The following is a 14,329-nucleotide window of genomic DNA, read 5'->3' on the forward strand; positions in this document are numbered from 1 at the left end:
GATAGAATTGTGTTTAAGCTTGGATTGTGGGATTTGGAAAAATAGGCAAAGGCGAAAAAGGAAACGACTTAGGCGTCGCTGCCATTGGAGGCCGCTTTGGACAGAACATCGCGGGCGGCCTCTTCGCTGATCCCGAGTTGAGCAATAATATACTCCTCGGGCATCTGGGCAACAAGCTCGGCTGTCGCACCACCGGCGCGGAACAGCTTGTCTGCCATCTCGGAATCGAGCCCAAGCTGGTCTGCCAGGCTGGATGCGGCGTCTTCTACGCGGGCTTCAAATTGTTCATGTTGGCTTTCATCTTTACTCACCTGGACTTCCCAGCCGAGCAATTTGGCGGTCAAGCGGGCATTCTGACCACGGCGACCAATCGCCTTGCTCAGTTCATCCTCATCGACCGTTACGGAGACAACCTTATTGGCTTCATCGAGTTTGATGGAGCGGATATTGGCAGGTTTCAATGCTTCCACCACAAAAGTAGCCGGATCGGAATTCCAGCGAATAATATCCACTTTTTCGTTATTCAACTCACGGACGATATTTTTCACCCGGGCTCCACGGAGACCAACACAGGCGCCGACGGGGTCGACTTTTTCGTCATTACTCGCGACCGCAACCTTGGTCCGGTAACCGGCTTCACGGGCGATACCACGCAGATCCACGGTTCCGTCGGCAATTTCCGCCACTTCGGACTCAAAAAGACGGCGCACGAAGTTCGGGTGACTACGGGAAAGAATAATTTCAGGGCCGCGGTTCTCATTTTCAACAGCAACCACGTAAACTCGGATGCGATCCCCGATATTGTAATCCTCGGTCACCACCCGCTCACGCGACGGAATACGGCCTTCGAATTTACCCAGATCAATCATGACGTCGCTCTTCTCAAAACGACGCACTGTCCCACTGACGATATCACCGGCACGGTCCTTGTATTCGTCATAAATCATCTCCTTTTCAGCCATGCGGAGACGCTGCATCATCGTCTGCTTTGCTGTCTGAGTGGCAATCCGTCCAAAGTTCTTCGGCGTGACGTTGAAGTCCAGTTCGTCGCCAACCTCGGCATCCGCCTTATTTTTACGGGCCAAGGACACGGGGACCTCATTAAACTTATCGAGATAATCGTCATCTGCCACGACACTCAGCGATGCGTAAATCACGGTATCTCCCTTACGAGTATCGATATCAGCACGAATCTTCTCAATTTTATCGGCACCTGGAACCATTTTGCGATATGCCGAAATAAAAGCAAATTCGAGTGCTCCGAGAACTTTTTCACGGGCAATCCCCTTCTCCTTTTCGTAATAATCGATGAGTGCGACAATATCGTTGGTCATGGCTTTGCTTGTATAAAATGAAAAACGGTCAAATCTGTTTAGGTCACTCCCCGAGACACAAAAGAGTGGGTCTGATGACCCACCCCCGAGTATTCGCAGAGCTGATGCGCACACCCCATAGAGCTGAATGAGCGTCCTGACAAGCAGAAACTCATTCTTTCTTACCGAATTACAAGCGATTTCGACCGCTAAAACAACTCACCTAGCAATCTTCAAAGAAGCTAGCGAATCGGACAGCCATACGAAAAACGGCCACAATCAAGGCCCCATCAGGGAGCCAGTCGGTCAATCGCCCAGCCATCCCCCTGACGTGAATACAAAAAACGATCATGCACACGCCCCTTGCCCCCTTGCCAGAACTCCATCCTCAGAGGCCTGACCCGGTATCCGCCCCAAAACGAAGGAAGAGGAATCTCCCCACCTTTAAATTTCTGTCGAAGTTCAGCAAACTTGTTCATCAACAATGACCGCGAATCAATCACACTGGACTGGTCCGACACCCAGGCACCGATCTGACTCTCGCGGGGACGTGAAGCAAAATATTTCATGGACTCAGCGACACTCACCTTTTCGACATCGCCCTCGACTCGAACCTGCCGCTCAAGCGGCAACCAGGGAAAAAGCATCGCCGCCTTGGCACAGACATCCAGCTCCTTCGCCTTGGCACTTCCATAATTCGTGTAAAAAACAAATCCAGAGGCATCAAAAAACTTCATCAGGACCGTGCGCGATGCCGGATACCCATCGAGAGCAAGCGTCGAAAGCACCAACGCATTGGGTTCTTCCAACTGAACCTCCCGGGCTTCGGCAAACCAGCGCTCAAATTGCACTACCGGATCATTTGCCAAATCGGAACGGCGCAATTCACGGCTACCGTATTCTTCTCGCATTGCCGCGATCTCCTCACGACTCATTTCACGCTCTTCGCTCATCGGCGCCAGCCTAGCCAGCCTGGCCAACATGGCAATATTGAATTCTACACGAAATCCTGCTTGACTCCCCGCTAAAACGACTCTATCTCCTGCCTCCCGCAACGTAACGAACCCTTTTTCCCATGGCCACTACAGAAGTAATTCTCCGCGAAAAAATCAACCAACTCGGCGCCGAAGCCGACGTCGTAACCGTCAAAGCTGGCTACGCCCGCAACTACCTCATCCCCCAAGGTAAAGCGTTCGAAGCCACCAAAGGCAACCTCAAGCAGCTCGAATCCCTGCAAGCCAAGCGCGTCGAGCGTGAAGCCGCCGAACTCCAGGAAGCCCAGGAGCTCTCCGGTAAGATCGCCAAGCTCAAGCTTGAGTTCACATTGGAAACCGGTCAGGGAGGCAAAGCCTTCGGATCCGTCACCAACATCGACATCCATAAACAACTCTCTGATAAAGGAATCGAAATCGACCGCCACGCTATCGCCCTGGACGGACCGATCAAGACATCCGGCAAAAAAGACATCGAAGTCAAATTGCACAGCAGCGTCAGCACCACACTTAAAATCAACGTTACCGTTGAAGGTGAAGACAAAGAAGCTGCGGAGTAATCCAAGCCTATATCCAAGTTTTTACAAATGCCGCCTCCCGTCACCGGGATGCGGCATTTTTCTTTCCAAGATGATGGTCATCTGATCTGAAACAAGCTGGCATCACCCCAGCAAGAAGAAAACCAATCGACCGCCAGTGGCCGCCACCCCACCCGGTTGGGACACCTCGGGGCTGAGAGATGCAAGGGCGCGAGAGTGCATGATCACCTCGCCCCATTTCAAGCTCACCTTAGCGACATCATCGACGAGCTTTTGCCAATCGGGCGACAAAGTCCACCATTTGAGGCTCACATTCCTCGAGTTTTTCCACCAGCTTCAATTGGGTTCTGGCACGGTCCAGGTTGTGGGCCTCTCGCTGGGTTTTAAAATAGACATCCCCCTCAAGGTAGTCAGTAAGGAACCGAATACCGATCTCCAACGAAATCAAAATACCGGAAAAGGCCAAGTGCTCGATCTCGGCATCGCTGAGACAGTCACAACCATTCATGTATCCTTCAGCCAAAGCCTCAAACATCGGCATCCGCACTTCCACCTTGGACAAATCCTGCTCATCCTCAGCCGCCGGACTGACCGCAGTTCTCACCAAATCACCAAAATCATAGAGCGCAAGCCCAGGCATCACGGTATCCAAGTCGATCACACAAACCGCCTCGTCGGTCTCCGTATCCATCATCACGTTGTTAATTTTGGTATCGTTATGCGTGATCCGCTCGGGAATCACTCCGGCATCTTTCAGATCGAGCAACTTGGAAACAATCGCTTGCCGCTCACGGATAAACTCCACTTCAGGCATCGACGAAGCAAGTCGACCTTTTACATCGGCTTCAATCACCTCCATCAAGCGCTGGTAGCGTTTCGGCGTGTTATGAAAATCCGGAATGGTTTCTTCAATATCCTCAACCGGGATATCACTCACCAAATCCTGAAACGAACCAAATGCCTGGGCTGCCTGGTACGCCTGTCGAGTATTCTCAACGATGTCATACGTCTGACATCCTTCGATAAAATTGTAACACCTCCAAATTCCACCACCTTCTCCTTGCGCATAAAACCTCCCTCCACGTGCTGGATAAAGATTCAAGGTCTGACCACCCAAATCCCGCTTCACCCGCAACACCTTCCAGTTGATATGGCGGGTCACCATCTCGACATTACGCATCACGGCGTGCGGATCCTTGAACACATTGGCATTAATCCGCTGCAAGATGTAACGATTCACCTTCCCGCTCGGCCGTTTAAACGTCGCCATAAAGGTTGAGTTAATATGCCCACTGTACACTTCCTCACCACAAACAAACTCACCGGCAATGGCAAATTCATGGGCGACATCCTCAATATGGCTTTCGTCATCAATCATAGCTCTTCTCTTTCTTACTTTCTATCAGCAGCTCTCGCACGGCGCAGGCAAGGAGCCCATCATTAGTCATTCAACGCTTTTTTAATACCCGGCACGGCCAAATCCATCACAGCAGCCACTTCCTCATAAGCATCCACCCCCATCCCGAATGGGTCCGGGATATCAGCTCCCTCCATTCCCTCATCCGGGGAAATAAAATCACACATCAGCCGAATTTCAGCCTCACACGCAGGGAAAGCATACCTCAGCATTTGAGCATGAGAAGAGGTCATGGGAATCACTAAATCAACCCCCTCCAATAGGTCTTCGTCCACAGACTGACTCCGAAAGCCATCCATCCCAGCGGATTTAGAAGCAAGGATCGCATGCGTTTCCCGGCTCATCTTTTGCCCAGGCATGGCAGCAACTCCGGCAGATGCCACGCTGATATTCAAGCCATCTTCAAGGGCAACCTTCAACAGAGCCTCTGCCATCGGGCTTCGACAAGTGTTTCCAGTACAGACAAATAAAACTGACTTTTTCGCGGACATGAGACTCCCTTGTAAAAAATTGTGGCATAGGGTGCAAGCGTAAGCTGCCCCTATGCCACAATTATTGATTCAACCAATTTGACTACTTCGCTTTCAGCTGGAATGAGATCCGCTGACGGCCGTCTTCCTTGCGGGTATGGAGCGTCATTTCGTCAAGCGACTCCAGAGACTTAAGCGCTTTCACAATCATTGGCTTATTGGTCGTAAAGTCCTCACGGGCACTCTCCGAGGGAATCAATTCCTCGGCGTGTTTATCAACCAGTGTGAGCCACTCATTGGCATACTGGTTCAGCACCTTGAAATCGAACTTCATCCAGCAGCCTCGGCGTTTGCTGTTATCGGACTGATATTTGGCAGCCAAACTCTCCGAGAACATCTTGGATGTGGAGGCAAAGAACAAGTCGTCACTGACGGACACCGAAGGAACAAAATCATCATTCTGGAATGGAATGGCCATAAACCAGGTTTTAAGATCATTTTTCTCACTGCTCATCGGCGCCTGCATCGGGATTTCTTCTCCGACCATTTCACTGACGGTCTTCAAGATCTTCTCAGCCGAAGTATTGATTTGCTTCCACGACGCCTGTAACTGGGAGCGGTCATCCACTTTGCTGACAAAACCAATCCGGGGCATTTTCCCTTCATCCAACAGAACTTTGGGAACGTTTGGCACCTTGGGCAGCGATCCGTTAACATCAACCACCAAGGCAGACTCTCCACCAAGACCGGCCGAAAGATCAGCACTCAAGGCCCGCCAAATACCCAGGGCATCATTTCGGAACGTGCCGTCAAACATCTCAACCCCTTGCTTGAATTCATTGAAGTCGGGATCATCGATATCCAAAGCCGCAACCCGCTTGGTTACCATATACGTGGTCTCGCCAAGCGTGTCCATGTATTCGAGCATCTTCTGCCCGTAGTCTTTGTCATCTACCCAGTTTGCGAATAAGAGGGTCCCGCTACCATCCTCCAACGAGGAGAAGGTGTGGGGGGCATCAAGATCCAATGCCGGTGAATTCGAGCCACCAACCACTTCAATCTTAATTCCATCTTCGAGATAAACCACTCCAGCCGAATCCGAAACGGTGAACAACGATGCCAATTTCTCACCCTGCTGACTCAAACTTTCCAGCAATACTTCAACGTCCTGTGTATCCCCGAGAGAAGAGGCGTCACCCAGGCCATCCTTCAAGCCGTTGGCAAAGGAGCCCACCATTCGATAAACAATGGAACTGAGGCTACCCACTCCATCCATGACATCAGCCTCACAGTATCCGACGGTCAGCAAATCCTTGCTTAAATAGGAATCAACAAATGCCATACTCTTATGGGCACAGAGGGAGTCCTCTGCCTTATCGACAAACACCAGATCCTCTTCGGACTGACCAAAGAAAGTAATCACGTAGTCGTCCATGATGCCATTCACAGCAACAAAGCTCTTACTGGCCAGGGTCTTTTTGAATGCCTCGATGTCGGCGATATCGATCACCTCCTGCATTTCTTCGATCGTGTCATCGTCAATCTTTTCAGAGAGGATTTTGCCGTCCACCTTGTATCCGGAGAATTCAACATCACCTCGTTTGATCGTAATCGGTTCTGCCGCATCATCGAACATCATTTCCAAAATGGAAAAGCTTTGCTCCAGCTGAGCAAACACTTCCTCGCGGGTCTCTTCATCCGAAACTTTCGCTCCCTGATAATAAGAAGGCATGTCAAAAGACCCAAGCATTGCAGTCAGTTCCTTAGGAATGTCCTTCAGGTAGCCATCTTTGAACAAGGCTTCAAAATCCGGCTCAAAATCTTCACCGTCAGCGACAAATCCGTCCCCCATCGCCACCCCCGTCCGGGCACCGTAATAAGCAAATCGCTCATACAGCTTCAATACCAGATCGAAAGCCTCTCCCGTACCTTTGCCATAAGCCGCAAAATACTCTTCACTATAAGATGCCACTTGAGCGGCAAGCTCATCGGACTCCAGCAGGTCCGCCATGTCCATTCCCTCTTCTGCCATGCGTTGCATCAGAAATTCACCCATGCCCGTCTGCATAAACTGCTCAAAGGCCTTGCGACCATTGTAAACCGCTCCATAGTACTGGATATCCTTGGGCAATCGTTTTGCAAAACCAAGCTTGGCAGCGCGTTCTTCAACACTCGCGCTCGGCTGAATGGGCGCAGCTTTGGGGGCATCCGGAACATTCACTTCAGATGCAGGAGCTTCAGGGGAAGGTGCGGACGTATCCTCAGCCTTGGGCTTGTCTTTACATGCCGACAAGGCAACAACACCTGATAGCAACGGAATAAGAATATATTTACGTTTCATACTGGCGCGATTAACTGTCATTCGCCTCCGATTTACAATTATAAAACAAACGATTTTTTGGAGTGGTGTCACCCCCATTGCTGCCCCAGACAGTCACAATCTTCACTGGGATCTCGAAAAGAAGAAGCTATATTCCACATCATGCCCGAACTCCCAGAAGTTGAAACCACCCGGAGAGGAATCGCCCCCTATCTGATCAAGCACCGCATCACGGATCTGGAAGTTCGCAACCCCAATATGAGGTGGCCTATCGAAGCTGATGTTTTCGAAATGAAAAATCAAACCATCACCGAAGTGGGGCGCCGGGCCAAGTATCTCTTGTTACACGCCCAATCCGGAACATTGATCCTCCACCTTGGAATGTCCGGCAGCACCCGGATCTCCGGCCGTGATGAACCCTACAAAAAACACGACCACTTTATCCTCCAACTAGACAGCGGCCTCGACCTCAGACTCCATGACCCACGCCGCTTTGGAGCCGTGTTATGGCACCAGCATTGCGACGGACCCCTCTTTGAGCACCCGCGACTCAAAGACCTCGGCCCGGAACCCTTGGGGGATACCTTCACACCTTCCTATCTGATCAACTCGTGCCACGGAAAATCCTGCACCATCAAACAACACATCATGAACAACCGAACGGTCGTCGGGGTTGGCAACATCTATGCTTGCGAGGCTCTCTTTCGCAGTGGAATTCGACCGAGTCGAGCGGCAGGAAACATCTCAGCCATTCGGCTCTCCAACTTATGTCAGGACATTCGCAGTGTTCTATCCGAAGCGATTGAACAAGGGGGCACTACCCTCCGAGACTTCCTCAATCAAGATGGAAAACCCGGCTACTTCAAACAGAAGCTCAAAGTCTACGGCCGTGAAAGCCAAGCCTGCGATCAATGTTCTTCAGCCATTCGCAAAACCACCATCGGACAGAGATCGACCTTTTTCTGTCCTCAGTGCCAGCGATAAAATCACGACCCGTCAGAAAAAATGTATTTTTTCGAAAGAAGGTGCACGCATCGGCTTGACAAATACTCCGAATCACGCACATTCACCGCCGTCGCAGCGACAATGCCGGCGTGGCGGAATTGGTAGACGCGCGTGATTCAAAATCATGTTTCTTCGGAAGTAAGGGTTCGAGTCCCTTCGCCGGTATTTTTATTTTATCTGCATGCGACCTCAGGGCATAACCTCCCCCCTTCGGGCCCTAGGGGCTGTTTAAACTGTTTAAGCCGTCTCTGCTGTTTCAGACGTTTTGCTTGGCTTTCCGCCGACAGCTTCACTTCTCCTCGCGGATCACGCCGTGGTTTGCCACGGTTGGAGGCTCAACACCCCCCGAAGCCAATAGCTTTAGAGACTCAGGGAATTGTTGATAATGCTCTCTGACCACTTTTGCCAAGCCCAGGCGAACATCATCATCCACCACACAGATGTCTTCAGCGGGAAAAACGTCCAAAATACGGTCCAGTAGTTTTTGATGCAACACAGGCAAGCGCTCACGCCACGACTGCAGCAAGCCCTTACTCACCCGGGCAGGCAAGGATCCCATAATCCCCAAATCATTCTGGTCATGCACCAACAACCCGGATGTGGTTCCCCGATCCAAAGTCAACACCTGCAATAAATAAAGGGTATGATAAGCCAACTGCTGCTTGCGGGCAGACGCATCAACCGGTCTAGCTTCAGCTTGCACAGAACCAACCATGCCAAGGTAACAATCCACAACTGCCCGACCCAGTCGTTTTGCCAATTGCCGGTCAGCCAACGCGTCATCCGTTCGGTATTGCTCCAGGTAAAAATGCACCACCCCCCGGTGCCTCTGCATCGCAGGGATAAAAAAATACCGGTCCCCTTGGATCAAGGCTTGCTGATACGGCTCTGGAGCCTCTTTTTTCAAGCACGCTTGAAACCTCCGCACATGATCCGTATTGACATGGGAGGGGTTTAAATCAGCCATGATACGCCAGTAGCCATCCCTTCCAACAGAATCTGTTTTCATCTCTGTCCAGCTAATATGCATGTGCATCGATGGCGCATACGGGTGCTCCGGATGAATAATGGCGGACAGCGCAGTGGCTGATGATAGCTTTTTCAATGGGTCATCAAGATAATGAACCTGTGAAACATTGACTGAAGCCCGGTTATAAACCTCACCAGCCCCACACATGTAGCGAGAACCTCCTCCATGCCGCCCCTCGTCTCTCATCCACTGTACACAGGTAAAAGAAGAGCCTCTATTCAGAGCCTCCAAACCCGACACGAGACGGAGCTGCAAGTCCGATACCAAATGCTTGGCTTTTTCTGCATCTCCAGAAACCTTCATAACGCAACAGCACTATCTGAATGAACCAAACTCAGGCCAGCAAAGATTTTCAAACTTCCTCAGCCTCATCTGCATCCTGCTCCGATTCAGCCCTTTCAGACTCCTCGGAAGCGCCGGATTCCTCTGGGGCTGCGGATGCCTCCAGCGGACGAATGCCATACCAATGGTGGTCGAGAATTTCTAGCAATTCCAAGCGATACCCCTTCCCCCCTTTATTTTCCCGGTGATAACGCATCTTCACTCTGACCCGATGATAGCGGGCAGGATCAATGCGGCCGATCGGCATGCCAAAGGCGTCACGAAGAACCTCACCCGAGGTCAGATCTTCAGCATCAAGCAAACCCTGAATAGCCCGCCCCATATCACTATCAATCAATACACTGACAGGAACAGAGGCCATACCCCGAAATTCGTCCTTCACATACATCGTCGGTTTATAGAACACCAAACTCATTTCTTTTTGCTCGAAATCTTCATCCACATCCCTCACTCGCATGTACAGCCGGAACTCGCCCTCCGCGCCATCATCAGAAGCGGCAAACAAAGACCATGAAAGCTCATCATAACGGACCAGAAACTTCCAATCCAGCTTCCACCCTTGGCTCGTTTCAATCAACACCGCCTCCCAGACCTCTTCGCGGTCGTTCTTAAACAGCACCCCGATGACCGTTTCTGCAAATCCATCCAACAACTTAGCATCAATAATCCGAACCCGACTTTGTGAAGAAGAAAACCCAAGAACATCCTGGTAGTAACGGTTCATCTCGCCGGTAAGCTTCACACCTTGATACACATATTGGGAACGTGCCGCCGTCGTCGCAGCCTGCAGAAATCCCTGCATCACATTCCGGCACTCAGGCAAGGCCGCCTCCACCAACCTCTGCCGCTTTTGCAGTTCCAGTTCCTGAGCTCTACGGGCGTCTTCTATCCGCTGTGCCCCCTGCTGATCATCCTCCTCACTTCCCTCTCCGGACATCCTGACAGCCACAACAATCACCAGCATCAACACCAACCACGCAGCGACAAACAGCCAGCGCTTGCTGCCTCCGTGCCCCTTCCGTTTCGTCCGCTTGACTCTCCCTTGGCGACTTTCTTTCTGGGCGTCCATGGTCGCCATGGTGGCCTCATAAATCTGTTGCGTGTCGTGGTTCACGCCATGCAATTTGCTCGACACTCTGGGCTTCAGACTTACGCCAGATGAAACCTCAGGCACCTCCATTTCAGGAAAACCTTCCAAGCCCGCCCCTGCCAGGATCTTCCCCGTAGGAGGGTTCCCACAAATAGGACAACGTTGATCCTTGGGGTCTTTAAGAACAGCCTCAAAAAGCGCTCCACACTCCAAACAATGATAATAACCTTTGATCAATCCAGCCATATTCTATCAGGGGGTTACCCATTCAGGGTTCACCAATTCCACCAGATCCAGCTGGTTAGGCAAGGCTACTTTCTCATTTATCCGGACTTTCACCGTCACTCGTTTGTCCTTCTTTAAACTTACGACAAAACTACCGTGATCTAAAATGGCCTTCAAGCGACGATCCAACTCGGAACCTTTCGGCGCATACCCCCACATGTGATGCATTTTATCGGCAGAAAACAACATATACGCGGAATGCTCACGGTCGTTGTAAACACCTGCATAATAATCATGTTGTTTGCGAATCAAACAACGCAACAAGACCGAGTCATCGTAAATGGCTGTTGGCAATTCAGACTTGGGGCGAGGACTCAACTCCGATGCAGAAACCACACCCAACTCCCGTTCTTCGTTCGAATTCGCTCCCGCCCGTTTTTCCATGACCTCACGAATCGACAATAATGACACCTCAGACCAGCCCGTCGTTGCCTGCCAATCCAATTTCAACTCCCCCTCCTCACGCGTGAAGTAAGCTCTAAAAGGAAAAAACTCCTGATTTCGACCTTTAAAAATCAAATACGCAGTCTGGTCGGTATGACCAATGTCCCATGCTTGTTTGCTTCCAGCACCGAGATGGGGGTCAACGCGGCTATCCCAATGAGGAGCCAATGCCAGATATTGGTCCGGGTTTCTTACCCACTGGCTTCTCGCCTCCAGGTCGGACGCCTCGGTGAAGGAGGTCAACACCTTCAGTGCCTGCTTCCCAATAACACCCGAACGGTCACGAAACCATTTTTCCGGACTTCCCGCATAGGGGTCCTTCTTTTCTTCCACTGGAGGAGGAACTTCCTCTGCCTTCACAGTAGCTCCACCAAAAGCACCTCTAAGGGTCACGCCACCAACCACAACCAACACCACAGTCAGCCCTCCGAGCACCAGAGATTTCCACCCGATCGAAAACGATTGCCCCCATTCCTCTTCCTGCTGCTCCGCTTGATCCGGACGAGCGGCAAGTTTTTCAAACTTCGCTTTGTCCACCTTGATTCGCTCCTTGCCGGGGTCAACCGAGCGCTCCAATCGCAAAACCTCTTCCTGTTCGGTCTCCTGCAATTGTGCAGTCGAAGGCACGGCTACAGCCACACGGGGTTCCGGACGAATTTCGCGAGGCTGGGCTACCTGCGCATCAGCTTGGGACTCCTCACCCGAAACGATCAACCGGGCCCCTCCTTTCTGAATCACCTTGGATTCGTCATCGGTTTCGCCTGGAGCAAGGCCTTGGTCTTCATCACAGTTACTCATGTTGTGAGAGTAAAACAACCCATTTCACGGCATCTGGCAAGCCTCCCTTTCAGGGATTTGACTCCTCGCTGCGATCTCTCCAAAAAAAATGTCCTTTGCATCCACCTCAGCTTACATCAACCGTGGAGCCCCACCTTTGACTCCCCCCTTGGGACCTCCTTGAGCTCCCGGTCGGCCTCCTCCCCGCTTATCCCCGGGAGTCGAAGGACCCTTACCGTGAGGGCCTTTCCCTCTCCTTGGCTTTGCCTCATTCGGATGTGGGCCATGGCGACGCATTCGGTCGTGGGCTCTACGAATGTCCTCCGGCTTAATTTCGCCATCGCCATCAACATCCAATCGCTCGAACAATAATTTGCGGCGCTCTTCCGGGATACGGTCCACCCATGGCATGCTCGAATATTCCGAGTAATCGAGGCCTCCGCTCTGGTTGGTGTCGTATTTATGAATGTCAAGATGAGGCATCCCCCGCCCAGGCCCATGCATGGCACGTTTGACCTCACCCTTCTGGATTTTTTGATCTTGATTGCGGTCCAGACGACGGAACATCCTGCGCCGCTCGGCATCCTCCATTTTGGCAAAGAAAGAAATCTTGGAAAACTCTTCGTAATCGATAGCCCCCGACTTGTCCGTGTCGTGCTGGTCGAATTCATCCTCAATCGACTTGGTCCAGCGAGGCGGCTTCGGCTTCAGCTCACTCATGTCCAGCTTTCCATCTTTATTGCGATCCAAATAGGAAAACAAGCGGCGCCTCTTTTGATCATCGATCCGAGCCAAACGTGGCGATTGGGAAAATTCTTCAAAGGTCAAAAAACCATCACCGTCGAGATCCAAGGCCTTGAAATCAATCGAGGCGTCCGGGCGACCAGGCCGGTCCTGCCCAGGGCGTGGTTTGCCGCCCTTGCGCTCCGCCCCTCGCCCGTCCCCCTCGCGTGCCTTTTCCTGGGGAAAAGCTGAGAGGTCGCCCATGGTAACAACAAGTAATGACAGCGTCGTTATGACACTGTTCAACAAAGTCGCGCTGGAAGCTAAATTGAGCATTCTGTCTATTGGATTACGTTGAACGCAGGGTGATATTGTCAGGTGATTTTCGTGTTTAACCAGGCTGAGGTTTCAGCAAAGCCCTCGACAGCACAGTCATTAGCTCGCCTGAAATCCGCCCCTCTCGGCAACCATCACCGACAAAGAACATAAAAACTTCCAAGACAAACATCTGACCTGCACCAGCATCTTGCCGACACCGCACGGGTGCTGTCAATGCCGCTTTAACCCCATCCAGACAAAAGAGTTGTGTCTCAGCCCCTTTTTTTTGAGTTGTTTGCCAGCCTGTTAACACCTATCTCAACTCCGCGATGCACATCCAAGACATTCTCAAAGGCCCCGAACCTACGTTTTCATTCGAATTTTTCCCTCCGAAAAACAACGAGGCATCCAATGCTCTGTATGAAGTCATCCGCGACCTCTCCTCCTGTAAGCCCTCATTCGTCAGTGTCACCTACGGAGCCGGCGGTTCAACCCGTGAACTTACCCATGACCTGGTTGTCCGCATCAAAGAAACCACAAGCATCCCACCCATCCCCCACCTCACCTGCGTCAACCACAACGAAGAGGAAATCACTCAAACACTCAGCCGCTACGCGTCCGTCGGGATCGGCAACATCCTGGCCCTCCGCGGAGACCCCCCCGCCAACCTCACCGACTACAACCCAGCCAACGACAGCTTTCAACACGCTGCCGACCTGGTCCGGCACATTCGCCAGTTCAATGAAAGCGGACAACACCCGGACCCTCGTGGCTTTGGCATCGGCGTTGCGGCTTTCCCCGAGGGCCACCCCGACACGCCAAACCGGCTAAAGGAAATGGACTACCTCAAAGCCAAGGTAGACGAAGGAGCCGACTACATCTGCACCCAACTCTTCTTCGATAACCATGATTTTCTGGACTTTAGAGACCGCTGCCGATTGGCAGGCATCGAAATCCCGATCATTGCAGGCATCATGCCTGTCACTTCAGCCAAGGGAATCCATCGGATGGCAGAGTTGGCCGCCGGAGCCCGCTTTCCGGCCCGACTGCTTCGAGCGCTGAACCGGGCTGGCAATAAACAGGAATCCGTCCAACGCGTCGGCATTCAACATGCTGCGGAACAGTGCGCCGGACTCCTCGACGCCGAAGTCGATGGCATTCATTTCTACACTCTGAATCAAAGCAGGGCGACCCGGGAGGTCTACGCATCACTCGGAATGGCGTAGAGCCCATCCCATGAAAAATGGGAAACCCTGGTAAATAA

At 51.8% G+C, this 14,329-nt stretch carries 12 protein-coding genes and 1 tRNA gene; 4 read left to right on the top strand and 9 right to left on the bottom strand.

Translation table 11 applies throughout. From position 1 onward, the window contains the following. Positions 1–68: 68 nt before the first annotated feature. The gene (gene nusA, locus HW115_RS10710) at positions 69–1,334 is read right to left on the bottom strand and encodes a transcription termination factor NusA (RefSeq protein WP_178932737.1); all 1,266 of its coding nucleotides are present in this window, start codon (positions 1,332–1,334) and stop codon (positions 69–71) included. A 269-nt stretch (positions 1,335–1,603) separates the two neighbouring features. Next, positions 1,604–2,266 carry a pyridoxamine 5'-phosphate oxidase gene (gene pdxH, locus HW115_RS10715; protein ID WP_178932739.1) on the bottom strand — a complete coding sequence of 221 codons (663 nt, stop codon included), beginning with the start codon at positions 2,264–2,266 and terminating at the stop codon, positions 1,604–1,606. A 122-nt stretch (positions 2,267–2,388) separates the two neighbouring features. Here pdxH and rplI point away from each other — a divergent pair, with 122 nt between their 5' ends. Next, positions 2,389–2,865 carry a 50S ribosomal protein L9 gene (rplI, locus tag HW115_RS10720; protein WP_178932741.1) on the top strand — a complete coding sequence of 159 codons (477 nt, stop codon included), beginning with the start codon at positions 2,389–2,391 and terminating at the stop codon, positions 2,863–2,865. Positions 2,866–3,103: 238 nt separating this feature from the next. On the opposite strand, the gene HW115_RS10725 is transcribed toward rplI, so the two are convergent. The 3 genes from HW115_RS10725 to HW115_RS10735 all read right to left on the bottom strand — a co-directional run bounded on the left by HW115_RS10725 (position 3,104) and on the right by HW115_RS10735 (position 7,072). Continuing rightward, a complete protein-coding gene (locus HW115_RS10725; protein WP_178932743.1) occupies positions 3,104–4,222 on the bottom strand; it encodes a phosphotransferase enzyme family protein in 1,119 nt (372 codons plus the stop codon). Positions 4,223–4,284: 62 nt separating this feature from the next. Then, positions 4,285–4,752: an arsenate reductase/protein-tyrosine-phosphatase family protein gene (locus HW115_RS10730; protein ID WP_227021435.1), complete on the bottom strand. Its 468-nt coding sequence runs from the start codon at positions 4,750–4,752 to the stop codon at positions 4,285–4,287. A gap of 82 nt (positions 4,753–4,834) precedes the next feature. Further along, positions 4,835–7,072 (bottom strand): hypothetical protein, encoded by a 2,238-nt coding sequence (locus HW115_RS10735; protein WP_178932746.1) that lies wholly within the window; start codon positions 7,070–7,072, stop codon positions 4,835–4,837. A 141-nt stretch (positions 7,073–7,213) separates the two neighbouring features. Here HW115_RS10735 and mutM point away from each other — a divergent pair, with 141 nt between their 5' ends. Beyond that, on the top strand, positions 7,214–8,035 hold the full coding sequence (mutM, locus tag HW115_RS10740; RefSeq protein ID WP_178932748.1) for a bifunctional DNA-formamidopyrimidine glycosylase/DNA-(apurinic or apyrimidinic site) lyase: 822 nt from the start codon (positions 7,214–7,216) through the stop codon (positions 8,033–8,035). Positions 8,036–8,139: 104 nt separating this feature from the next. Further along, positions 8,140–8,221: transfer RNA gene (locus tag HW115_RS10745), tRNA-Leu, on the top strand. Positions 8,222–8,345: 124 nt separating this feature from the next. Here HW115_RS10745 and HW115_RS10750 read toward each other — a convergent pair. The 4 genes from HW115_RS10750 to HW115_RS10765 form a co-directional block, all read right to left on the bottom strand. Continuing rightward, entirely contained in the window at positions 8,346–9,389 is a 1,044-nt protein-coding gene (locus HW115_RS10750) for a coproporphyrinogen III oxidase (protein WP_178932750.1), read from the bottom strand. A 49-nt stretch (positions 9,390–9,438) separates the two neighbouring features. Further along, positions 9,439–10,764 carry an FmdB family zinc ribbon protein gene (locus HW115_RS10755; protein WP_178932752.1) on the bottom strand — a complete coding sequence of 442 codons (1,326 nt, stop codon included), beginning with the start codon at positions 10,762–10,764 and terminating at the stop codon, positions 9,439–9,441. A gap of 6 nt (positions 10,765–10,770) precedes the next feature. Continuing rightward, positions 10,771–12,045, bottom strand: coding sequence for a hypothetical protein (locus HW115_RS10760; RefSeq protein ID WP_178932754.1), 1,275 nt, complete (start codon positions 12,043–12,045; stop codon positions 10,771–10,773). A 111-nt stretch (positions 12,046–12,156) separates the two neighbouring features. Continuing rightward, positions 12,157–13,083, bottom strand: coding sequence for an EF-hand domain-containing protein (locus tag HW115_RS10765; protein WP_227021436.1), 927 nt, complete (start codon positions 13,081–13,083; stop codon positions 12,157–12,159). Between the two features lie 311 nt (positions 13,084–13,394). Here HW115_RS10765 and metF point away from each other — a divergent pair, with 311 nt between their 5' ends. After that, positions 13,395–14,291 carry a methylenetetrahydrofolate reductase [NAD(P)H] gene (metF, locus tag HW115_RS10770; protein WP_178932758.1) on the top strand — a complete coding sequence of 299 codons (897 nt, stop codon included), beginning with the start codon at positions 13,395–13,397 and terminating at the stop codon, positions 14,289–14,291. The last annotated feature ends 38 nt before the right edge of the window (positions 14,292–14,329 follow it).

The sequence above is a fragment of the Oceaniferula marina genome (assembly GCF_013391475.1).
Taxonomy (GTDB): domain Bacteria; phylum Verrucomicrobiota; class Verrucomicrobiia; order Verrucomicrobiales; family Akkermansiaceae; genus Oceaniferula; species Oceaniferula marina.